Source organism: Phycisphaerales bacterium, from assembly GCA_040221175.1.
Lineage (GTDB): Bacteria > Planctomycetota > Phycisphaerae > Phycisphaerales > UBA1924 > JAHCJI01.
On record JAVJVK010000019.1, the window covers coordinates 212,545 to 234,236 of the forward strand.

Below are 21,692 nucleotides of genomic sequence, written 5' to 3' on the forward strand. Positions count from 1 at the left end.
GTAAGTGCGGTCCCGGGCGGTCGCCGCCGGAGAGGCAGGACCGCCCGGGGCCGGCAGGTCCGAGCCGGCCTCAGTGGGTGAGGGGGAACGAAGCATCGGCTCAGACATAGCGGGATCTCCCTGATATTCCGTGCGAGGCATCGCCGCTCGCTGCTGTCAAACCGGAATGTTCACGGCGATACAGCATTTCCTCCTGCATCGTCGAAATCAAGACATAAATCTATATTTTTATGTACAACTCGTCTGTATGGGTCGATGTGGCTATAACTCACCGCCTGAACGAGCCCGCGCCGCCACTGGCGGACCGCCCCGAAGGAGGCCCGCTCGATGTTCTCGATGACCACCGAATACGCGCTGCGGGCGGCGGTCTATCTCAGCGAGATGAAGGGTGAGACCCAGACCGCCAGCCGTGTGGCCGAAGCGACCAGGACCCCGGTTCGCTATGCCTCGCGCGTTCTGCAGTTGTTGGTCGAAGCCGGCCTGGCCACCAGCCAGCGTGGGCCAACCGGCGGGTTTGCACTCGCCCGGGAACCCCGAGCGATCACCCTGCTGGACGTCGTGCAGGCCATCGAGCCGATCCAGCGCATCTTGAAGTGCCCGCTCGATCTGCCCGAACACGAGCACGAACTGTGCCCGCTCCACAAGGCGCTCGATGCGGTTGCGTCAAATGCCGAGCAGACGCTGGGCAAGCTGACCCTGGCCGACGTCATGTCACAGCAGGTGGTGCCGCTGGGCATCACCATCAACGGGCGCAAGGCCGACGTGGCACCGATGACGACGTTTCCCGAGCCCGACGTCGACGATGACGCGTCCGAGTAGCGGCCACCCTACTTGAGCACCATCTCCAGGAACGCCCACTCGTCGGCGACGCCTTCGATTTGCTTGGACGTACTCGTACCCGACCCGTGGCCCGCGTCGCGTTCGATCCGGATCAGGACGGGATCGGCCGACCCCGTCGCGGCCTGCAGCGCGGCGGCGAACTTGAAGCTGTGCATCGGCACGACCCGGTCGTCGCGGTAGGCCGTCACGACCATCGTGGCCGGATACTCGACGCCCTTGCGCACGTTGTGGTACGGGCTGTAGCCGTAGAGCACTTCGAATTGTGCGGGATCAGCGGCGCTGCCGTAATCGCTCACCCAGAAGCGTCCGGCGCTGAACAAGTGGAAGCGGAGCATGTCCAGCACGCCCACGCGCGGAATAGCAGCGCCGAACAATTCGGGCCGCTGTGTCATGCAGGCGCCCGTGAGCAGGCCGCCGTTGCTCGTGCCGGTGATCGCCGTCGTCGCAGGCGAGCAGTAGCCGTTCGCCTGGAGGTATTCGGCGGCGGCAATGAAATCGTCGAAGGTGTTCTGCTTCTCGAGCCGGCTGCCGGCTTCTCGCCACGGCAGTCCATACTCGCTGCCGCCCCGAAGGTTGGCCACGGCGTAGATATGCCCGCGCTCGAGCCAGGCTGCGCGGCTCGAACTGAACCCCGGCGTGATGGCGATGCCGAATCCGCCGTAGCCGTAGAGCAGCAACTTGCTCTTTCCGTTCAGGGGCGTGTCCTTCCGCTTGGTAATGAACATCGGGATCTCGGTGCCATCCGCGGAGGGATAGAACACCTGGATGGTCTCGTAGGGCTCGGGGTCGAAGTCGACCTCGCTCTCACGAAACACTTCGCTCTCGCCCGAAGCAACGTGATAGCGGTAGGTCGTGCTGGGTTGGGCAAAGCTGGAGAAGGCGTAATAGGTGTACTCGTCGCTCTGCCGACCCCCGAACCCGCGCACGCTGCCGATCCCAGGCAGTTCCACCGTGCGCACGAGCTCACCGTTTGGCGTGTACACGTTCACCTCGGGCAGCACGTCGCGCAGCGCCTCGGTGATGATGTGGCCACCGACCATCGAAGCACCCTGCAGTGCGATGTCGCCCTCCGGGACGATCTCGACCCAGCCATCACGGGAGGGGTTGGCTGGATCGATCGAGATCACGCGGCCGAACGGTGCTTCATCCGTAGTGTACACGATCAGGCGCGCCGGCTCGTGACCCTCCTGGCTACCGGCCATGACTGGGACGCTGCCCAGCACGCTGTAGCGTGCCTCGAACTCTGTAATGATCGGCTGGAAGCCCGCGTCGTCGGCCAAGTCGTCCACGTACAGCAGGTTCTGCGGCGCGGTGGTCTCGCTGCCGTACAGCAAGAGGAATCGCCCGTCATCGGTCAAGCTCGCGCCCCAACCACGGTTGGGATGCTCGGGGGTCTCCCACACGAGTTCGTCTTCCCACGCGATCGCCTCGTCTTCGGACTCGGTCATGCGATGGAAGTAGACCTTCTGGTTCTCGTTCAGGCTCGTCAACTCGGCGCTGCCTTCGGGTCGCTCGGGATATCGGCTGTAGTAAAAGCCGCTGCCGTCCTTGGCCCATGAGATGCCGGTGAACTTCGCCTCTTCGATCTCAACGCCGAGGTCCTCGCCGGTTTCCACGTCGATCACGCGGATCGTCCGCCAATCGCTGCCGCCCGTTTGTTCGAGGTACGCGAGCATGGCTCCGTCCTCGCTGGGCTGCCAGCCGGCAAGGCTGTCGGTCCCTTCCTCACTCCACGTGTTGGGATCCAGCAGCACGCGACCGCTTCCGGCCTGGGCTTGCTCGAGCGAACTGGCCACGCGCAGCACGCTCTGGTTCTGAAGGCCGTCGTTGGTCGTGAAGAAGAAGCGTCCGCCTCGCTCCTCGGGCGTGCCGGTACGCGGGTAGTCGTAGAGCGCCGTCAGCCGTTGGACGTAGGTGTCACGGGTCGAGGCGTGCTCCATGATGTGCTCAAAGAGCGTGTCCTGCCGCCGCGCCCAGTCAGCAAGCCGCGGATCATCGGGGCTTTCCATCCAGCGATAGGGATCCGAAACCGTGACCCCGTGAATGGTCTCCACCAGTGGCTCTGTGGGCGCATTCGGATAGTCCAGGACCTGCCAGGGCTCGAAGCCAGCCCGGTAGCCTTGTTCCCACCTGGCCAGGGGCATGCCTCCACGAGCGGCGGCTTCGAGCGGGCCTGCGTATGCGTCCCGGTCGGGATGGTGTACGGTGCAGCCGGCGAGCGTCGCCGCGGTGGCCAGACCGGCCAGGCCCACGGTGATGCAGGTGCGTGGAAGCAGCTTCGATCGAATCGATGGCATGGAGTGGTCCTCGTGGAGTGGGCGTGGATGCTCATCTCGGGCGCCCCGGGCGCCTCGCGGCGTGGTTCAGCCGCCGGGCATGCTAAGCGGGCTCTTCCAACAACGACACGACCCCCGCCCCTTGGAATCGGGGCAGGGGTCGCAGGCGGCCAGTGCTCGTCAGCGGGCTCACCGGTTGCGGTTGCCCCCCTGATTGCGGTTCATGCCGGCGCCGTCGCGGTTGCCCTGGTCTCCCCCCTGAGCGCGGCTGTAGTCGATGCGGAACGCGTCCACCCACTTCTGGCCGTCCTCGGCCTGCGCCCCCATCTGGGCCGCGACCTCGGGAGGGTATTGCATTGTGAAGCTGAACTTGTCCTTGCCTTCCATCGTGATGACGTGGCGGATCGGGTAGGTCTGGCCGCTCATGGGGTCGGTCTCTTTGCCCTCGTAGACCCATCCGTCGTCGGTCTTGTCGCCGGTCATGAAGTACATGGCCGTGCCCATGTCGTCATGCCACACCGACTCGTACCGCTTGGCCGCCTTGTTGTAGCCGCTGAGGCCCACGCCCTTGAAGTTCTGGCCCATCATCGAGCCGTGGTAGGTCTGGGCGATGAATCGACCGCCCATGGTGGCTTCGAAGGTGGCCTTGCCCGTGCTGTTGAACGCTTCCATCCCGGGGGTCAGGGCCTTCATCTGCGTGTTCCAGGTGCCGACGAAGTCGTGGAGCTCTTCGTGGTGCTCGTCGGGCGCGCCCAACTGGGCCATCATCTGCATCATGGCCTCAGGGTCCATCTCGCCCATGCCTGCCTGGCCCTCCTGGACGGGATGGACCGGAGCGATGCCATCGTGCGCACCGGCGGCCAGGCCCAGGCCGATGGCCATGCCGGTCGCCAGGGCGAGGGCGGCAATGGGGGTGCGGCCGCACGAGGCGAGCAGATTCTTGATGCTGTTCATGGTCGTTCTCCCAGCGACCCGGGCGTGCGGGGTGGGAAAATCGGGGGAGGGTGCCGCCCGGGCGAGGATTCAGTCTATACCCGGGGTACCCGGCACGGAATGCGGACTATCCCTGACGGTTGGCCACAACCTTGGGAGCCTCAGCCCGCACCGCCGCGATGTCTCTCCTCAACTGCATGCCCTTGAAGTGGATCGCGTCGGCCGCGGCGTAGGCCTTGGCCCGGGCCTCGTCGACGTCGGCGCCCAGGGCGGTGACACCCAGCACGCGACCGCCGGCGGTCACCGGGTCTCCCGTTGCCTTGTCGATCTTCGTGCCGGCGTGGTAGACATAGATGCCCTCCATCGCCAGGGCCTCGTCGATGCCGGTGATGGCCTGCCCGGTGATGGGCTTCTGCGGGTAGCCCTCACTGGCGAGGACCACGCACACCGCCGCGCCGGGATGAAAGGCCAGTTCGAGGCCTTCAACGTTGCCAGTGGCGGTTGCGTAAAGCATCTCGAGGGCGTCGCTGGCAAGGCGGGGCATGAGCACCTGGCATTCGGGGTCGCCGAAGCGGACGTTGAACTCGAGCACCTTGGGGCCCGAGGCAGTCAGCATGAGGCCGACGTAAATGACGCCCCGATAATCGATGCCCTCGCGACGCAAGCTATCGATGGTGGGTAAGAGGACCTCTCGCTGGACGCGCTCCATGGCCGCGTCGTCGAGGAGCGCGCTCGGGCAAAACGCGCCCATGCCTCCGGTATTGGGTCCCTCATCGCCGTCGCGCAGACGCTTGTGGTCCTGGCAGGTGTCCAGGATGTACACACCCTTGCCGTCCGTGAGCGCGAAAACCGAGACTTCTGGTCCGCTCAGGCGTTCCTCGATCAGCACGCGGGCGCTGGCATCGCCAAAGGCCTTGCCGTCCAGCATCCAGCGGATGGCGTCGGCGGCCTCCTTGTGCGTACGGGGCACGACCACGCCCTTGCCTGCGGCCAGCCCCGTTGCCTTGATGACGGGTGGCTCGGTGCGGCTGAGCGAATACTCCACCGCCCTCTGTGCGTCGGTAAAGCTCCGGCTCTCGGCGGTGGGAACCGCCGCCTGGCGCATGAGGTCCTTGGCCCAGTGCTTGTCGGCCTCGAGCTGCGCACCGGCCTTGCCCGGGCCGAAGACCGCCACGCCCTTGGCTCGCAATGCGTCCGCCAGTCCGGCGGCCAGGGGCGCCTCCGGCCCGATGACCACAAGGTCGATGGCCTTGTCGCGGCAGAAGAGTTCGGCCCGGTAGGCTTGGGTCGCGTCGATCGGCACGCCCGCGTCGGCGGCTACGGCGGCAATTCCCGGATTGCCCGGGTGGCTGGTGTAGAGCGTGCCCAGGCGGGGCGAGGCGGCGATGGCCTCGGCCAGGGCGTGCTCGCGGCCGCCACCGCCGACCAGCAGGACGTTGAGCTTCTTCGATGCATCGTTGTCGCTGGGAGTACTCACGGACCAGTGTAGTGCCCGGCCGCGGGGGTGTAAGCTTCACGCATGCCCACCGTGCGTGATTTCGCGCAGCAGGACGTCGCCCAGGCCAATGCGCTCACCAACTGGTACATCGAGCACACGGCGGTCCACTTCGACACGCGGCCAGCCACTCACGCAGAGTTCGAGGCCCTGTGGCGCACGGGCAGCCGCACGCACCCGTGGCTGGCCGCCGAGGTCGACGGGCAGTTCGCCGGCTACGCCAAGGCGGGCCCGTGGCGAGCACGGACGGCCTACCAGCACACCTGTGAGACGGGCATCTACGTCGCCCGCGGCATGGAACGCCGCGGCGTGGGGCTGGCGCTCTACGCCGAGTTGCTGCCCCGGCTGCGGACTGCGGGCTTCCACGCGGTCGTCGCGGGCATGACGCTACCCAACGACGCCTCGGCCGCGCTCCATGAGCGCGCGGGGTTTCGCAAGGTGGGCAGCTTCGAGCAGGTGGGCCGAAAGTTCAACCGATGGCACGATGTGGGCTTCTGGCAACTGACTTTCCCCGATACGGCGGCCAACGGGCTGGATTCGGGCCAAGACGGGGCGTAAACTCTCGACCACAAAGATTGCGGGGTAGAGCAGTCTGGTAGCTCGTCGGGCTCATAACCCGGAGGTCGTAGGTTCAAATCCTGCCCCCGCTATTGAAGGCCGGCTGCGAGAGCAGCCGGCTTTTTCAACTGGGAACCAGCCAGCCAACCTAGCCCTCATCGGCGACGTTCACCCCCTCGGTGCGAGGCTCGCGCGTGCCGTCATCGGTCGACTGCGTCGGCTCGTCCACGTCCATCGTCCGCTTGATGAAGTCCCACTGCAGGCGGCGGTACTGGCGAGACCAGATGCCATGGCGCATGCCGGGGTAGATGGCCATCTCGAAGAGCTTGTCGGCCCGCTGGAGGGCAGCAATGAGCAGGGTCGAGTTGTGCATATGCACGTTGTCGTCGATATCGCCGTGGGCGATCAGCAGGCGCCCCTTGAGGTTGCTGGCTCCCTCGACGGCGCTCGTGCGTTTGTAACCCTCGGGGTTGGCCTGTGGTGTGGACATGTACCGCTCAGTGTAAATGGTGTCGTAGTCGCGCCAATCGGTTACCGGGGCGCCCGCAATGCCCGCGGTGAACAGGTCGCTGTGCGTGAGGGCGTACGCGGTGATGTAGCCGCCAAAAGAGTGGCCGTTGATGCCCACACGCGATGGATTGGCCCATCCCTGGGCGAGGGCCCATCGCACTGCGTCCTCCAGGTCTTTCAGCTCGCCTACGCCCAGATTCAGGTAGCTCGTCCAGGCACTCTTTGCGCCCTTGCCGCTGGCGGCGTAGGGATCCACGCGCATGACCACGATGCCAGCAGAGCAGAGTAACTGCTCCCACGTGCGGCCGGCCTGCCACGAATCGCGCACGGTGGGGGCGTGCGGGCCGGCGTAGGTCATCAGCCACAGCGGGTAGGTGCCCGCGGGGTCGAAGTCTGGTGGGTAGTAGAGAATCGCCTCGAGCTGCTGGCCCTCGTGCCGCGAGGGGATTTGCACGTGCTCAATCGTCGCCAACTCGTAATCGTCCAATTCGTAGACCGGGTTCGAGTCCAGCCAACGAATCAGGGCGCCGTCTTTGGTCGAACGCAGGGCGGTCTTGTTGGGATGGTGGACGCTCGACCAGCGATCGATAAACATCGTGGCAGACGGATTGAGGGTCACCGAGTGGCTGCCTGACTCGGGGGTCAGCCGGGTAAGCTCGGAGCCATTCAGGCGAATCTTGTACAGATCGTTGCCGATGTGCGAGGCGGTGGTGCCGGTGAAGTAGATCCAACCGGCATCTTCGTCAATGTGCTGAACCTGCCGGCATTCCCAGTCGCCGCTGGTGACCTGACGGATGATGCGGCCATCGGTGGTGTAGTGATACAAATGCTTGAATCCATCGCGCTCGGAGAACATCAGGAACGTGCCGTCCTCGAGATACATGAAGTCGCCCGGGGAGCCGATCCATGCCTCGGTTTGATCTCGCATCAGTTTGGTGGGTGGGCCGCCGCGGGGCGAGACGTGCAGGATGTCGACCCAGGTCTGGATGCGGTCCTGCACGTGCACGACGCACTGCCGGCCGTCGGGCGTCCAGGAGACTCCGCTGATCAAGAAGTCACCCTCGTCGTACGCGGTGAGATCGGCAGTCTGCACGCTGCCACCCTCTGGGCTGACGAACGCGAGCTTGACGTCGGGGTTCCGCTCGCCCGGCCGCGCGTATCGCTCGACTTCGATCTTCTGCTCGCGCCGCTGGTTGTCGACGATCGTGTACGTGGGCACGGCAGTGCTGTCAGTGATCAGGAAGGCGATGTGGGCCGAGTCGGGGCTCCACCAGTACGCCTTCCAGCTCCTGCCGAAGAGCTCTTCGAAGTAGAGCCAGCTCGCTTTGCCGTGGCGGACGTCGTCGGTCCCGCCTTCGGTGAGGGCTCGTGGGGACTGGGTCGCCACGTCGACCACCCATAGGTTGTTGTCGTTGATGTATGCGACGAAGGCGCCATCGGGGCTCAACGACCATGACTCCTCCCGCTGGGGCGTCGAGGTCAGCCGGACTGCCTTCGTGCCGTCCATCGAAACGTGGTACAGGTCGCGCTCGTGCTCGAAGACGAAACCATCCTTGCGACTGGTTCGGAAGTTCGAACTGGCGATGCGGCGGGCCCGGTCGGCATCGATCGTCGGAAGCTCAGAGATCACCTTGGCGACCGCTTGCCAATCCTGCTCGCCCTCGACTTCGATCACGCGGCCCGTGACGGCATCGACGCGATGCTGGCCATCCACGCCCGGCACGCTCTTGCGCAGGTGCTCGTCGTCGATCCAATCCAGCCGGGCGGACTGGGCACCGTTGAGCGAGGGCGCACCGCGGCGATCCAGGACCATGTCGCTCGTGATGCGCCTGGGAGGGTCGCGAAACTCGTCGAGTGGCTTGGCGCTCCGCGTCAGGATCGGGGCCGGCTCGGGCAGGCGGTAGATCGGGAAGTCCTTGCCCTCGGCCACGTAGTCATCCAGGAAGCTCCAACTCGCCAGTCCATCGGTGGCCTGCGGTTCGAGCATGTACGCCGCCAGGATGCCAAGCTCCTGCTCGGTGCGAACCAGGTGCCAGCCTGGTTCGACACGCACGCCCCGCGTGCGCGCCGTGACCTCCGAGACGTCGAGCATGCGGTGACCCTGAAACACCCGTTCGGCCCGGCTTACTTCGTCCACGCGGTAGACCCGGGCGTCCAGTTCCATCTCTTCACGGACTTCCTGGACCTCGATGCCGTGCCGCTGCAGGTGCTCGGCAACGTGGCGAAGGTCGGCGGGGATCAGGTACGCCCAAGGCCGCTCGACGCTGAGGGTGGCCTCAAAGTCATTGACCAGTTCGACCTCGTAGTCTCTGGCCTCGTCGGTGGGCTCGATCTTGTTGCCCTGTTCGTCATATTCAACATACCCCAGGGCGGTGAAGGTTCGGTCGAACGGAATCGCGCGCGTGCGAACGGCGATCGTATCGGCACGTCCGTTTCGGTTGTACGAATCTGCGGCACGGATTGTCTTACGAATCGCGTCGGCGTGCTCGGCCGACTCCTGGAGGATCGCCCGGCAGAACTCGAGCGTGCCAAGCACGCGGTCCTTGAATGTGGCATAGGCGTACGCCTCGGACAGGATGCCGATGCGATTCCGCAGCCCGCGATAGGACGTGCCGTAGCGCGGCGAGGCCGGGTAGGTCGTCCACTTGCTGTGCATGCCGGCGAAGTTGCCGTACACCCACGCGTTGTACTCTGTCTGGTCCTCGAATCGCTCGTCGATCTGGGGAATGAACGTATCGCGGGCAAACTCAATCAGCCCCGGGTCGCCCGCGGGGTGCTTGGGCCCCTGGTAGGTTATGACGTATCGGTGGTTTGAGCCGTTGGTGGTATGGGTGTCGACAACGACGGCCGGGTCCCACTGGTGCATGAACTTGACCAGTGCGCGTGTCTCGGGCGCTTCGAGCTTGATCCAGTCGCGGTTCAGGTCCAGGTCCTGGGCATTGTGCCGCAGGCCCATCTCGTCCGGGCCGTTCTGGTTACGACGGTTGCCCGGGTCCATCTTGTCGTTGGAATCGGGGTTGTAGTTGGGCACGAAGCACACGATCAGGTCGTCGAGCAACGCCGATCGTTCGCCCAGGGCAAGCTCCCTGGCGAGCATCTGCAAGGCTTCCTTGCCACACGTTTCTCCCGAGTGGATGTTGCCAAACAGCAGAACGACGAGTTTGCCGCTCCGCCGGGCCTGCTCGGCGGAGGACACCGGCGGATCGGCGACGACCAGCAGCGGAAGGGGCTTGCCCTCGTTCGATGTGCCGATCGACCCGAGCCAGGCCCGCTCGCTCTGTTCGTCGAGCGTCTCCAGGAATGCCTCGACCTGGGCCGAGGTACTCGTCTTGCGATACTCGGTCTCTTCGGCCACCGTGACGGGCGGGCCGGCCGCATCCTGAGAAAGCACCGATGCCGGCCAGGCCAGCAGAACGACGAGGGCCAGGATCCAGGTTCGCATGCGGTGCCTCCGGTTCACGTTCGCGTCGGCCACACGGCCGGGCCGGCGAGTATCCATTCAGAGCGGTTATACCTCGTTACGCAGGTCCGTTCTACGAGATCAGGGACTCAACGCAGATTTGGCGCTCTGGGCGGCTCCGATAGCCATGCGTGGTCGGGGAAACCAAGGACGGGTAGGCTATTGCAGGGGCACCGACCCCACGTGCGTCGCACCGCCAACCTGCTGCACCTCGATCCACCAAACGGCGCTTGCGGGCAACGGGTCGGGCGCGGTGGCACGGAGCTCGTAGCCGCCCAATTGTTCGGCGTAGGCGGCTTCGGCGACCGCCGAGTCGAACCGTCCGTCCGTCCCGATCCAGCCTCGAACCGACGCTGTGGTCGCGTCGTCGGGGACCTGGATAACCAGGCGGAGTTGCTGGCCCGCGACAGCGGGGCCGCGGCCTCGAAGCACGCGAACGTCGATGGTGCCGATGGCCACCGAACCAGCGTCGATCAGGTCGGATGGCTCCTGCGATGGCCGTGCCGGCTCAACCCGACGGTGCTGCTCTTCAGCAGCGGGCGCAGCCTGGCTGGTCGCGGGATTCCCGAGTTCCTCGCAGCCCGCCCCAGCGCAACCAGCAAGCAAGACGATCGCCATCCAACGCTTCAAGCCCATTACCGCCTCCGTGCGTTCAGCCGCCCCTCCTATCGGCTCGATGCTGTGGCCGCGCACGAAACACCCGCGGCCGGATCGACCGCGGGCTGTGGCTTGACTCTGGGTTGAGGCGTCAGCCTGCCTTGGCGGGCACGAACCCCGCGCAGCCGCTGGTGGCCGTCACGGTCAGGTTTAGTGGCTTGAGGTCGGGATGGCCGCAGTGTTCCTGGAAATTCTCGGGGGCCTGGCCGCTGATGCGGATCTGAACGAGCTTTTCCTCGGTCGGGTGGTCTTCGCCGAAATGGGCGCACTTGCCGCACTGGCCGTCTGTGATCTGGAGCATGGGATGCCTCCTTGTCGCAATGGGGCCGGCGAATCCGGCTCCCACACCAAGGAGTATGACATCAATCCCGCCAGATTGCACTGAGAATCGGTCTCATTCCAGAAGTGAGACGGAGTCGCACTCTCAAACGCTGCGAGACTGGACTGGAGCCCCCGACCGCCGAATACTTGGGGCCTGCCGATTCGAGCCGAGCGACGACTTCGGCCCCGATTGGTAGGGTCACATTCGGTGCCACCTTAGCTCAGTTGGTAGAGCGAAGCTTTCGTAAAGCTTAGGTCATCGGTTCGAGTCCGATAGGTGGCTCTTTCGCCTGGCCGGTTCGCAGGTAGTGGCTCAGACCCCACCGCGACCCTGGAGCGTCGCCTTCAGGTCAATCCGCTGGCCGTCGCGATCCACCGTCACCGTCACGACATCGCCCGGCTCGTGTCGCATGAGTTGGCCCATCCAATCACGGACGTCGCCCACGGGCTGGCCGTTCCACGCCACCAGGACGTCGCCTGCTTGCAGCCCGGCGTAGTCGGCCGGTGAATCGGGCGTCACGCCGCCCACGGCTACGCCCTTGATGCCTTCAACATACGTGCCGGGCCGGATGCCAAAACGAACCTTGATGTCACCCATGCTGGGGCCGGCGGCGGGTCGCTGGCCGCCGACGAACTGAATCGTCTCGGTGCTACTGGCAATTGCATGCACGACCTGAGCGAAGACCTCGGCCGTCGCGGCGCCTTGCGTGCGGTTGATCTTCCACGACACGTCGTTCTGCGTGTGGTAATCGTCGTGGCTATCGCTCTGGGTGACGAAGAGCACCGGTACGCCGGCCTCGTAGAACGCCCAGTGGTCGCTGCGGCCGCTGAGCCCTTCTTCAACCTGCTCGATGAGCTTTGAGGCGTCGAAGATGGGGGTGACGATCTGGGTCAGACTGCTGCCCGTGCCGACGCCCGAGACGCTCAGACGGCCTTCCTTCACGCGGCCAATCATGTCGAAGTTGATCATGAGCGCGTGCGTTGGGGTGGGTGCGATCGGGTTGTTGACGTAGTGCGTCGCGCCCATCAACCCAGATTCCTCGCCGCTGAAGGCGATGAACAGCACGCTGCGGCGGTCGCCCGAGAGTTGCTCGTACTCGGCCGCCAGCGTCTGGGCCATCACCAGCATGCCTGCGACGCCCGACGCATTGTCGTCGGCTCCGAGGTGCGGCTGGCCCGACTCGCCGCGCGAGCCCTCCTCACCATTTCCCAGGTGATCGAGGTGCGCGCCCACGACGATGAACTGATCGGCCAGTTCGCCCTTGCCCGGCAGCACGCCCGCGACGTTCTCGGCGTTGATGTTCTCGATAGCGAAGGCCTGCCGCCACGACGAGCCAAACGCGGGTTCGAGACCAGCAAGCTCCATCGAACGCTCGACGTAGCTCTTGGCCATCTCCATGCCCGGGCTGCCCGGAAGACGCCCGCCCATGGCTGGGCTGGAGAGCGTGGTAACGTGGGTGTCGAAGAGGCGGACCTGCGTATCACTATCGGCCAAGGCCTCAGCGATGGGGCAGTCCTGAGCCAGTGCGCTGAGGCTGACGGTGAACGCGATGAGAACTGCGAGAAGGCTCGAGATCGTGGGCATGGTCGCTCCTTGAGACGTGGTCTCAATAGTGTAGGAGGCACCGATCACCGGCTCAGCCCCGCTTGAGCCGCCGAATCGCAGTATCACGTCGCAACAGCGCCACCATGGCCGACATCAGCAGCACCGCGACGGCCATGCCAAAGAGCAGGCCGCCGTCGTCGCCCCCGTCGGGTGTGGATATGGCGATGCCCAGGATGGTCAGGTGCGAGCCGATGGCCCCGAGCATCATCAGCAAGCCCCCCAGCGCGCCGAAGAACGCGGTTCTGGGAATCAGAATCAGCACGACCACGAAAAGCTCGAACACGCCCGAAGCAATCGCCGCGGGCCGGCCGCCCAGGTCTTCGAAGATCACTTGGGTTTCCGGTGCGTTGGTGAACTTGAAGAACAGCGTCTGCCCCAGGATCAGAGCGACGATGATCTGACCGATCCATGACGCAATGCGAAAGGGCGTGCCACTGGCCACGGTGGGCAGCGCGGACGATCGAGGGGCGGGGTCTGTCATGATGGGGTCTCCTGAGAGCAGGCGGACCCTTCCCGGTGCCCGGCTATTCCCGCCGTCCCGTCACACACACGATGAAACTGTCGTCCAAGTCGCTCGGATCGACGATCGGCTCGATATACGGGCGCCCCTGGTCGTCAACGGCGTCCGGCAACTGGTTGTAGACCGCCGTGCCCGAGAACCCGGCCTCCGTCATCGCGTCGCGCAGTTCCGGCACGCTCCACAGCCGCCAGCGGTAGATGAACGCGTCGGGGTACTCTGCGTCGATCATGCCGGCCCGTTCGATGCGAAAGTGCAGCACGTCGGTCACCATGCCCGTCAGCGGGTCGGCCTCACGTTGCTCCCAGGTATATCGCACGCGCCAGCCGCCCGTACCATCGGGCGCCAGGTGCGCCGGCAGCGGGTGAAATCGGTGAACTTCGCCGGTAATGAATGCCGTCTCGCCGCCATAGGTGTCGCACACGAACACGCCGCCGGGCGTCAGCCGCTCGCGTACATGCTTGAGATACGCCACGAGGCTTACGCGGTCGTGGTGGTAGCCGATGGAAAAGTTGCCCACCCACAGCGCGTCGACGCTCGCCGTTTCTTCCATGACGTCACCCACGCGCGTGCTCACGCCCTCCACGCCATGGCATCGCGCGAGCGCCTCAGCGTCCTGATCAACGCACCAGGCTTGATGCGCGCCGCCTTGGGCCACCCACGCCCGGCCGACCGCGCCGCTGCCGGCGAAGTCTTCGCCCAGTCGCACCGGTTCGTTGCCGTGGATCGCGCGCAGCAGATCGACCACGTGCTTGGGGCTCTGCACGCAAATCTCGTAGAGGTCCTGGGCGGTGGGTGAGTTGGCCAATTCGCTCACGCCATGCGGACCCAGCGGATGAGCGTGCGAAAGTTCGGAGGCTTGCCGAACATCAGCATGCCGACTCGGAAGATCTTGCCCGCCAGCCAGACCGCGACCACCGCGCCCGCGGCAGACACCAGCAGGCTCAGCAGGATCTGCCAGAGCGGCGGGGGGTCGTTGCTGGCGATACGCAGCATCATGATGAAGGGATTGATGGGCGGCGTGAAGCTCAGTACGATGGCCAGCATCGAATTGGGCGCCCGTGGGATGACCAGCATCATCAGGTACGGGATCATCATGAACATCATGATGGGCGTCATGAACGTCTGCGCCTCTCGCAGGTCGTTGACGGCGGCGCCCGCGGCGGCCATGAGCGAGGCGATCATGCCGTAGCCGGTCAGGAAGAACAGGAACATCCACACCAGATCCAGCGGGCTGATGAGATCGCCCAGGCTGAACGCGATGAGGGCGCTGATGCCCACGCCCGAGTAGATGGTCAGCATGGCCAGGCCGACAAGCATCTGGCCCAGGATCTTGCCGGCCATGAGTTGCGTGGGTGAAACAGCGCTCAGCAGCACCTCGACCACGCGGTTGGACTTCTCCTCGACCGTCGTCGTCAGCAGATACTGCCCGCCCGTAAAGACAGCGCCCAGCACGAGCAGCATCATAACCATGGGCAGGATGAAGCTCATGGCGCTGGTCGATTCGCGCTCGCCCTGTTCGGTGACCTCGGTCGTGTTCTCTGCGTTCACCGTTGTGAGGGCTTGGATGGCCGTCTTCTCGAAGCCGTTGGCCTGGTAGCGAGCGTCGAGCACGCCTCGACGCAGCCCACTCTCGATCTCACCCACGATGCGTTCATCAAGCCGGGGCATGTGCGTCAACGCGAATGCGCCGAATTGCTCTTCGGAGTCGCCCTTGACCACGGCGTCGGGGTCGATCCGCGCCACCGCGATGGTCGAGTTTGGATCGTCCTTGACCGCCTGACGGATGCGCTCTTTGGCTTGGTCGAAGTCGGCATCGGGCGGCAGCACCTCGACGGTGAGTTGGGGAAGCTCCCCCTGGGCCATCGCCATGGCCTGGTCCATCGAGCCATCGGGGGCGGCGGGCATGCCCGGCAGCGCCTCGCTCACGCGCCTCGCCAGTTCCCCGCGACGCTCGGCGATGGCCTGCGGGCTCAGGTACTCGGTGAGCCGCGGGGCCACTTCGCCGGTGGGGTCGATGATTGCCACCGTGCCGACGACGGCGGGGGCCTTCTGCTGGCTGATGATGAAGATGATGACCGGGATGGCTACCGCAATGATTGCCGGCACGACCACGGCCCCGATGAGGAAGCCCTTGGTGAGCACCGTGGAGGCAAACTCGCGGGCGGCAACGTGCAGGACGCGCTTCATGCCGAGGCTCCTTCCAGGGCTTCGCTCTCGTCGGCCGAGCCGCGCAGGGCGTCGCGGACTTCTGCCTCGCTCGCGCCCGTGCCCCCGGCGACCTGCTCGACGAACACGTCCTCCAGCGTGACGCGCTTTGCGGCGACGCTGCGAACATCAATCGCATGGGCGATCGCCCGGACGGCTTGGGGAGCCGGCAGGGCGTGGGGGTCGATATGGGCCGCCCAGCTCTCGCGTGTCTGCTCCACGCTGCGCACGCCGTCGATGCGCGACACACGCTGGGGGTCTTGGCCGTCCACGGGGTCAAAGAGCACAACGCTCGGCTCATGGTTGGCGCGGATCTCATCGATCGATGCGTCGAGCACCTTCTGCCCGTTGTTGATCATCACGATGCCCTGGCACATCTGCTCGGCCTGGAACATCACGTGCGTGCACAGGATGACGGTCCGGCCCTGCTGGTGCTGCTCGACCATGAGCTGCTGGAGCAGCCGCAGGTTGACCGGATCGAGCCCGCTGAAGGGTTCATCGAGGATGATCAACTCCGGCTCGTGCAGGACCGCGGCGATGAACTGCACCTTCTGCTGCATGCCCTTGGAGAGTTCTTCGCACCGCTTGCTCGCCGCATCGGCCAGGTTCACGCGCTCAAGCCATTCGTGCACACGGGTGCTGAGCTCGGGGTCCTTGAGGCCCTTGAGCTTGCCCATGTACTTGAGGAACTGGGTGACCTTCATCTTGCGGTAGACGCCGCGTTCTTCGGGCAGGTAGCCGATGCGGTCCTTGCTCTGCAGGGCGCTCTTCTTGCCCAGGACCTGGAGCGTTCCCGAGTCGGGAAACAGGATGGACATGAGCATGCGAATCGTCGTGCTCTTTCCAGCGCCATTGGGACCAATGAGCCCCGTCAGGCTGCCGGATTTGACGCGCAGGTCCAAGCCTTCGACGGCGACCTTTGGCCCGAAGGTCTTGCGCAGGTTCTCCATGACGACGGCATCTTCCACGAGCGTTGCTCCTGCGAGTGATGAAGGGGCAACCATAGGGGCGGGCCGCCGGTCGTCGGTCTTGTCAGGCATCCGCGGCGAGGGTTTTACCGGGCAGGCGATTCCACGGCATGCGGGCGAGCAACTTCGCCATCCCGCACCAGCCGCTCGCGCCCGCGAAGACCAGACCGCACCCGACGAACCCGGGCACCACGAGGAACCACGGCGACACCAGCACGCCCAGCAGCGTACCGACGGCAACCAGCGAACCAGCGGTGATCTGGACCTGGCGCATGATGTCCAGCCGTGGCCTGCCACGCGGAAGCTCGACCGGATTTCCCGCAGCTTTCCAGGCCTCGATCCCGCCCTGCAGGTGGAACACGTCGATGCCGGCGCCGCGAAGGGCCTGCTCGCACCGTTCCAGGGCCTTGCCCGATCGCGCGCCGCTGCGGCAGTGAAAGACCAGGCGTTCGGCCGGCAGATCAGCGTTCAGGCGATCCGGTTCGATCTGGCCAAGGGGCACGTGCCTGGCGCCCGCGATCCGCTCGGTCGCGTGCTCAAAGGGTTCGCGAACATCCACCAGCACGGCCTGACCCGACTCGAGCCAGGCCCGCAGCGTGCTGGCATCAACCGTACGGTCGTTGCCATCCATGAAATGAGACTCCCCTAGCGATCCGCGGACGATCGGGCGGTCGCCTGGTCCTTCTGCCAGGCCGCATACCCGCCCTTCATGTTGATGACATCAAAGCCGAGCCGTTGGAGATATCCGCTGGCCCGGGCGGAACGAATGCCACCCTGGCAGTGGACCAGCAGCGTCCCATTGTTCGGCAGGTCTTCCAGGCGCGAGGCTAGCCTCGTGTGCGCGATGTTCTTCGCGCCCTCGATGTGCCCGGAAGCAAACTCGCTGGCCCGGCGGACGTCCAGCACCCGGACCCGGCCCTGCTCGATCAGCGTGCGCGCCTCGCGGACGTCGACTTCGGCGGTCGAGGCCAGGTGCTTTTCGCCCACGACGTCCTCGGGCTCGAGCCAGCCCTTCACGCGATCCATGCCGATGCGATAGAGGTCTCGGACGGCCTGGGCGACCTCATGCTCCTGCGCAATCAGGTAAATGTCCTCGTCCTCGCGCACCATGGAGCCCACGTCGGTCGTGAACGACGTGCTCAGCGGGAAGCTCATCGAGCCGGGCAGGTGCCCTTCACGGAACTCGGTCCAGGGGCGCGTATCGATGATCGCGATCTGCTGCGGATCCAGGCCGGTGACGTCCGAGACCATCACCCGCCGAGCCTGGGGCAGGCCACCCCCAACGTCGGGGCCGTCCCGGTTCACCCGCTTCATGCGCGCAAAGTACAGCGGGGGCTCGGGCTGCCCCTCCAGGATCATCTCCACGAACGCGCTCTGATCCGCCTTGGGGCCGATGGCCGAGCGGAGCGGCGCGTTGTATCGCTTCTCGTAGCCCACGGTGCTCATGGGGACGGCCCCCAGCGCCTTGCCGCACGCGCTGCCGGCGCCGTGGCCGGGCCAGATCTGCACGAACTCGGGAAGCCCATCGAGCCATTTTGCGCTCTCGAAGAGTTGCCGTGCTCCCGGCTCGCGAGCGCCGGCCTGGCCCGCGGCGGTCTCCAGGAGATCCGGCCGGCCCAGGTCGCCCACGAACACGAAGTCGCCCGTGCAGACGCCGATGGGCTCGGCGGCGCTCTGCGCCCCGACGGTTCCGTGGTCGGTCACGACGTAGACCATGTGCTCGGGCGTGTGGCCCGGGGTGTGCACCGCACGGAACTGGATGTTCCCGATCTTGAACGCGTCGCCGTCCCGCAGGATGACGTGGTTGTACGCCCGGGCCCACTCGCTCTGCCAGTCCGGCCCGCCCTCGCCCGAGACGTACACGGTGGCGCCGACCTGCTCGGCCAGTTCCCGCGCGCCGCTCACGAAGTCGGCGTGGATGTGCGTTTCGGCGACGGCACAGATCCGCAGGTTGTTCGCTCGGGCCAGGTCGACGTAGCGGTCCACGTCCCGCTCGGGGTCGATGACGATGGCCTGACCGGTCCGCTGGCAGCCGAACAGGTAGGCGGCCTGGGCCAGCTTCTCGTCGTAGATCATCCGCATGAACATGGGTGGGCCGGCCTCCTGTGCGTGCCATTCTAGAGCGTGCGGTGGGGACGGTGGGGGTCGGTGGGGGTCGGTGGGGGGCCGCGTCAGGCGGTGGTCTGGCCGGCCGCCCCGCTGGTCGCCTTCTCGGCCGCCTTGCTCCAGCGCTCCAGCGACGCCTCATTGGTCAGGTCGTAGCGCAGCGGCGTCACCGTCACCGCCCGCTTGAACAGCCAGTCGACGTCGGTTCCAGCCTCGGTATCCTGGAAATCCATGCCCCCCGCGGCCGCCCAGAAGTATGCGCGGCCCCCGGGGCTGACGCGGCCTTCGAACCGGTCGACGTGGCCGTGGGTGTTCATCGGGCACGCGACGATGGGCAGCGTCTCGTCGGGGTCGGCCTTGTGCACCTGCGCCTGCTCGCCCTGACGCGTCACGCGCGTATCGCTCTGGTCGAAGTTCGTCGGCAGCCCCGCGCTGGTGCGCTGGCGGTCGGCGGCGGCCCGGGCCTCGGGCGTGTCCTCGATCGGGTCCTCGCAGCGCGGCACGTTGAGGTTCAGCACCTCGTGGGGGTTGGGCAGCCCGCCGGCCAGCAGCGTCTCGATCGCCCGGCGGGCGTGGATCGCCCCGATGTCGAAGCGCGTCGAGGCCCGGCCCAGGTGCAGGCTGACGGCGATGGAGGGGATGCCCAGGAACGCCGCCTCGATGGCCGCCGCGACGGTGCCGGAGTAGATGACGTTAATCCCGCAATTCGCCCCTGCGTTCATGCCGCTGATGACCAGGTCGGGCCTGGACCCCTGGCCAAACTCGGCCGGCCAGATCTCGCTGAGGGCCAGCTTCACGCAGTCGGCCGGCCGGCCGTCGACTGCCGTGCCGTGCATGCGCCCCCGGATCCGCGCTTCCTCCACCATGAGCGGCTCGTGGAAGGTCACCCCGTGGCTGGTGGCGCTCTGGACGGTGGCGGGCGCGACGGTGTAGATGGCCTCCACGGGCGTGCCGGCGATCGAGATGGGCCCGCCCAGCGTGCCCTCGCGGCCGGGGATGGTGTCCATCAAGGCGTCGTAGAGCGCCACGATGCCCGGGGCGCGGATGCCGTCGTCGTTTGTCAGCAGGATTCGCATTGCCCCAGCGTAGGGCACGCGTCGCGAACGCCGGCTACGCTTGTGGCTGATGACCGCCACCCTCTGAACAGGTTGCTCGGCCCATCCAGGGTTTCCCGCCGCTGGCGATGATCGAGGCGGCGGCGGCCGCATGCGCGAGGCCCGCGCGCCGGATGGTCCCGCTTGCGGGCGCCGTACCACCACCTGTTCATCGCGGATCAGCCGGCCACCCGTCCGGCAAGACGGACCATCCAACCACATGCCACGAGCCAACCGCACACGCGACCAGCGCCCAAGCTGCGCCGACGACTTCCAACATCAAGACCGCTCCGACCGCCCGCGCCACGGCCGTCGAAACGAATCCGACGGCTTCCGATGCATCCATTGCAGGGCCCACGTCAGCGGCCGCGTCTGGGGCACGAAGCAGCGCAACCACTGCCCGGCCTGCCTGCACAGCAAGCACGTCGACGACCAGTCCGGCGACCGCGCCAGCCCTTGCGGCGGGGCGATGGAGCCCATCGCCGTCGCCGTGCGCTCCAGCGGCGAGGACGCCGGCGAGTGGGTCCTGGTGCACCGCTGCAACCGCTGCGGCGTGCTGCGCGTCAACCGCATCGCCGGCGACGACAGCGAACGCGCCCTGCTCGCGCTCGCCCTCCGACCGCTCGCGCGGCCGGCGTTCCCGATCGATGACCCAAGGGGCGGCTAGTCGCAGCCGGCGTCGAACGCCGTCTGAAACGTCAGGAAGTCGAAGATCGTCAACGCGCCGTCGCCGTCGAAGTCGGCTTGGGCGTCGCCGTCCTGGAAGAGGTTGAGGTAGGTGAGGAAGTCGAAGATGGTGAGGAGGCCGTCGGCGTCGAGGTCGGGGCGGCAGATCTCGCACGAGAGGTCGAAGAGGTGGGCCGCGCCGAGTGGCGCTCCACCCACATCATCCAGCTTGGCCCCGACCAGGGCGCGGCGCCCATCGGTTGCGATGGCCGGTCCGAAGGAGTCCGAGGGCCCCCCGGGCAGCAGCGTGGCCCGCCGCGTCCAATCATCGGCCGGCCCACGCTGGAACACGAGCACAGCGCCCAACACGGACGGCGTGCGAGATCCCGCCAGCTGTGCCAGCAACACGCCGTCGCGGAGGGACAGGTTCCAGCCAAAATGATCGCGGCGGATGGCATCGTCGAGCGTGATCTCCTGCAGCGGCATCCACCGGGCCCCATCGTACTCGAAGCGGTACACCACCCCCTGGGCCTCGAACTCACGGTCGGCATTGATCGCCCCGACGAAGAGCTGATCGTTGTCCGAGGCTATCGAATAGCCGAACCGCGGACCCTGCTCGGGGTGGATCGCGTCGATCTTCTGATGGAAAACGAACTCGGTGGGCCCCTCGCGCCGGAAGACGTACACCGAGCCCACGTTCACGGCGATGCTGTCGTCGAAGGGCGTGCCCACGAACAGCCAATCTTCCGTCAGGGCATTGGCGTTTCCACCGAAGGCTCGTCCCCCAGTCGGCGCATCGGGCGCTTCCAGTCGATCCACCTCACGCCACTCGCCCTGGCCATCCTCCTGAAACACGTAGAGCAGTGGGGGCATGTTGACCAGGGCGACATCACGATTGATGATGACCTGGCGACCAAAGCCCGCGAACGTCACCGGCCAAGGCGAGGGGATTCGTCCGGTCTCAGACCATTGCTCGCCATCGAAGTCGTAGATGTATGCCCCGCCCGTATCGGGCCCGGCCAGATCGGCGTTTTGGGATCCCACGATCAGGCGGTCGCCATTGAGGTGGATCGAGGCGCCAAAGTTGTCGCCTTGTTGCACGTCCGCCGGGAGGAGTCGCTGCACGCGCTCCCACTGGCCGTCGATGAGGCGGAAGTCGTACACCGCCCCGGTGGCGCAATCGAACACGATCGGGCATAGGGTGGCGGCCGAGGCGTCGGCCACCAGCACGTGCCGTTCGTTCATCACCACTTCGCCCCCAAAGCCACCACCAAACGGCCCTTCCGGCGGCGTCAGCCGCTCGATGGGGCACTGGGCGAGGGTTGCAACGGCGGGGCCAAAGACGGCCACCAGGCCAGCGGCGATGCTGGTGGTGCGCATGCTCACATTGTGACGCAAACGCCCGCCGATTGCAAGGCTGATGCCACCTACCCCGTGCCTCGCCGATAACCGCGGCCCGACCGCCCCGTGGTCGTGC

The 21,692-nt window shown here is 66.2% G+C and carries 18 protein-coding genes and 2 tRNA genes; 5 read left to right on the forward strand and 15 right to left on the reverse strand.

The window, feature by feature from the left end:
- Positions 1-327: 327 nt before the first annotated feature.
- Positions 328-819 carry an Rrf2 family transcriptional regulator gene (locus RIE32_13200; protein MEQ9097207.1) on the forward strand — a complete coding sequence of 164 codons (492 nt, stop codon included), beginning with the start codon at positions 328-330 and terminating at the stop codon, positions 817-819.
- Between the two features lie 8 nt (positions 820-827).
- Here the strand turns inward: RIE32_13200 and RIE32_13205 are convergent, their stop codons facing one another.
- The 3 genes from RIE32_13205 to purD form a co-directional block, all read right to left on the reverse strand.
- Positions 828-3,137, reverse strand: a complete 2,310-nt coding sequence (locus tag RIE32_13205) for a prolyl oligopeptidase family serine peptidase (protein ID MEQ9097208.1) — start codon at positions 3,135-3,137, stop codon at positions 828-830.
- A 168-nt stretch (positions 3,138-3,305) separates the two neighbouring features.
- Positions 3,306-4,070 (reverse strand): DUF1579 family protein, encoded by a 765-nt coding sequence (locus tag RIE32_13210; protein MEQ9097209.1) that lies wholly within the window; start codon positions 4,068-4,070, stop codon positions 3,306-3,308.
- A 106-nt stretch (positions 4,071-4,176) separates the two neighbouring features.
- Complete coding sequence (purD, locus tag RIE32_13215) at positions 4,177-5,526, reverse strand: phosphoribosylamine--glycine ligase (protein ID MEQ9097210.1); 1,350 nt, start codon at positions 5,524-5,526, stop codon at positions 4,177-4,179.
- Positions 5,527-5,568: 42 nt separating this feature from the next.
- On the opposite strand from purD, the gene RIE32_13220 reads away from it, so the two are divergent.
- Together RIE32_13220 and RIE32_13225 are read left to right on the forward strand one after the other, a co-directional pair.
- Positions 5,569-6,102 carry an N-acetyltransferase family protein gene (locus RIE32_13220; protein ID MEQ9097211.1) on the forward strand — a complete coding sequence of 178 codons (534 nt, stop codon included), beginning with the start codon at positions 5,569-5,571 and terminating at the stop codon, positions 6,100-6,102.
- A gap of 18 nt (positions 6,103-6,120) precedes the next feature.
- A tRNA-Met gene (locus tag RIE32_13225) sits at positions 6,121-6,194 on the forward strand.
- A 56-nt stretch (positions 6,195-6,250) separates the two neighbouring features.
- On the opposite strand, the gene RIE32_13230 is transcribed toward RIE32_13225, so the two are convergent.
- From RIE32_13230 to RIE32_13240, 3 genes are all read right to left on the reverse strand, one after another.
- Positions 6,251-10,054, reverse strand: a complete 3,804-nt coding sequence (locus RIE32_13230) for a DPP IV N-terminal domain-containing protein (protein MEQ9097212.1) — start codon at positions 10,052-10,054, stop codon at positions 6,251-6,253.
- A gap of 177 nt (positions 10,055-10,231) precedes the next feature.
- Positions 10,232-10,708: a hypothetical protein gene (locus RIE32_13235; protein ID MEQ9097213.1), complete on the reverse strand. Its 477-nt coding sequence runs from the start codon at positions 10,706-10,708 to the stop codon at positions 10,232-10,234.
- Positions 10,709-10,820: 112 nt separating this feature from the next.
- On the reverse strand, positions 10,821-11,030 hold the full coding sequence (locus RIE32_13240; protein MEQ9097214.1) for a hypothetical protein: 210 nt from the start codon (positions 11,028-11,030) through the stop codon (positions 10,821-10,823).
- A 230-nt stretch (positions 11,031-11,260) separates the two neighbouring features.
- On the opposite strand from RIE32_13240, the gene RIE32_13245 reads away from it, so the two are divergent.
- Positions 11,261-11,333, forward strand: a tRNA-Thr gene (locus tag RIE32_13245).
- A 30-nt stretch (positions 11,334-11,363) separates the two neighbouring features.
- Here RIE32_13245 and RIE32_13250 read toward each other — a convergent pair.
- The 8 genes from RIE32_13250 to surE form a co-directional block, all read right to left on the reverse strand.
- On the reverse strand, positions 11,364-12,635 hold the full coding sequence (locus RIE32_13250) for a M28 family peptidase (protein MEQ9097215.1): 1,272 nt from the start codon (positions 12,633-12,635) through the stop codon (positions 11,364-11,366).
- A gap of 52 nt (positions 12,636-12,687) precedes the next feature.
- Complete coding sequence (locus RIE32_13255; GenBank protein MEQ9097216.1) at positions 12,688-13,137, reverse strand: hypothetical protein; 450 nt, start codon at positions 13,135-13,137, stop codon at positions 12,688-12,690.
- A gap of 43 nt (positions 13,138-13,180) precedes the next feature.
- On the reverse strand, positions 13,181-13,990 hold the full coding sequence (locus RIE32_13260; protein ID MEQ9097217.1) for a class I SAM-dependent methyltransferase: 810 nt from the start codon (positions 13,988-13,990) through the stop codon (positions 13,181-13,183).
- Positions 13,987-15,363, reverse strand: coding sequence for an ABC transporter permease (locus tag RIE32_13265; GenBank protein ID MEQ9097218.1), 1,377 nt, complete (start codon positions 15,361-15,363; stop codon positions 13,987-13,989). The genes RIE32_13260 and RIE32_13265 overlap by 4 nt, the downstream gene beginning before the upstream one ends.
- On the reverse strand, positions 15,360-16,349 hold the full coding sequence (locus tag RIE32_13270; protein MEQ9097219.1) for an ATP-binding cassette domain-containing protein: 990 nt from the start codon (positions 16,347-16,349) through the stop codon (positions 15,360-15,362). The genes RIE32_13265 and RIE32_13270 overlap by 4 nt, the downstream gene beginning before the upstream one ends.
- A 64-nt stretch (positions 16,350-16,413) precedes the next feature.
- Entirely contained in the window at positions 16,414-16,980 is a 567-nt protein-coding gene (locus RIE32_13275; GenBank protein MEQ9097220.1) for a rhodanese-like domain-containing protein, read from the reverse strand.
- 14 nt (positions 16,981-16,994) lie between these two features.
- Positions 16,995-18,437, reverse strand: coding sequence for a rhodanese-like domain-containing protein (locus RIE32_13280; protein ID MEQ9097221.1), 1,443 nt, complete (start codon positions 18,435-18,437; stop codon positions 16,995-16,997).
- Between the two features lie 83 nt (positions 18,438-18,520).
- Positions 18,521-19,531 (reverse strand): 5'/3'-nucleotidase SurE, encoded by a 1,011-nt coding sequence (gene surE, locus RIE32_13285; GenBank protein MEQ9097222.1) that lies wholly within the window; start codon positions 19,529-19,531, stop codon positions 18,521-18,523.
- Positions 19,532-19,769: 238 nt separating this feature from the next.
- Here surE and RIE32_13290 point away from each other — a divergent pair, with 238 nt between their 5' ends.
- A complete protein-coding gene (locus RIE32_13290) occupies positions 19,770-20,216 on the forward strand; it encodes an RNHCP domain-containing protein (GenBank protein ID MEQ9097223.1) in 447 nt (148 codons plus the stop codon).
- Here the strand turns inward: RIE32_13290 and RIE32_13295 are convergent.
- The gene (locus tag RIE32_13295) at positions 20,213-21,595 is read right to left on the reverse strand and encodes a GC-type dockerin domain-anchored protein (GenBank protein ID MEQ9097224.1); all 1,383 of its coding nucleotides are present in this window, start codon (positions 21,593-21,595) and stop codon (positions 20,213-20,215) included. The two genes, RIE32_13290 and RIE32_13295, sit on opposite strands and share 4 nt — an antisense overlap.
- Positions 21,596-21,692 lie beyond the last annotated feature (97 nt).

Coding starts and splice junctions, on each gene's coding strand:
- RIE32_13265 (MEQ9097218.1), bottom strand. CDS start 15,363: ATGAAGCGCGTCCTGCACGTTGCCGCCCGCGAGTTTGCCTCCACGGTG.
- RIE32_13205 (MEQ9097208.1), bottom strand. CDS start 3,137: ATGCCATCGATTCGATCGAAGCTGCTTCCACGCACCTGCATCACCGTG.
- RIE32_13230 (MEQ9097212.1), bottom strand. CDS start 10,054: ATGCGAACCTGGATCCTGGCCCTCGTCGTTCTGCTGGCCTGGCCGGCA.
- RIE32_13220 (MEQ9097211.1), top strand. CDS start 5,569: ATGCCCACCGTGCGTGATTTCGCGCAGCAGGACGTCGCCCAGGCCAAT.
- RIE32_13250 (MEQ9097215.1), bottom strand. CDS start 12,635: ATGCCCACGATCTCGAGCCTTCTCGCAGTTCTCATCGCGTTCACCGTC.
- RIE32_13280 (MEQ9097221.1), bottom strand. CDS start 18,437: ATGTTCATGCGGATGATCTACGACGAGAAGCTGGCCCAGGCCGCCTAC.
- RIE32_13275 (MEQ9097220.1), bottom strand. CDS start 16,980: ATGGATGGCAACGACCGTACGGTTGATGCCAGCACGCTGCGGGCCTGG.
- RIE32_13295 (MEQ9097224.1), bottom strand. CDS start 21,595: ATGCGCACCACCAGCATCGCCGCTGGCCTGGTGGCCGTCTTTGGCCCC.
- RIE32_13200 (MEQ9097207.1), top strand. CDS start 328: ATGTTCTCGATGACCACCGAATACGCGCTGCGGGCGGCGGTCTATCTC.
- surE (MEQ9097222.1), bottom strand. CDS start 19,531: ATGCGAATCCTGCTGACAAACGACGACGGCATCCGCGCCCCGGGCATC.
- RIE32_13255 (MEQ9097216.1), bottom strand. CDS start 13,137: ATGACAGACCCCGCCCCTCGATCGTCCGCGCTGCCCACCGTGGCCAGT.
- RIE32_13290 (MEQ9097223.1), top strand. CDS start 19,770: ATGCCACGAGCCAACCGCACACGCGACCAGCGCCCAAGCTGCGCCGAC.
- RIE32_13210 (MEQ9097209.1), bottom strand. CDS start 4,070: ATGAACAGCATCAAGAATCTGCTCGCCTCGTGCGGCCGCACCCCCATT.
- RIE32_13235 (MEQ9097213.1), bottom strand. CDS start 10,708: ATGGGCTTGAAGCGTTGGATGGCGATCGTCTTGCTTGCTGGTTGCGCT.
- RIE32_13240 (MEQ9097214.1), bottom strand. CDS start 11,030: ATGCTCCAGATCACAGACGGCCAGTGCGGCAAGTGCGCCCATTTCGGC.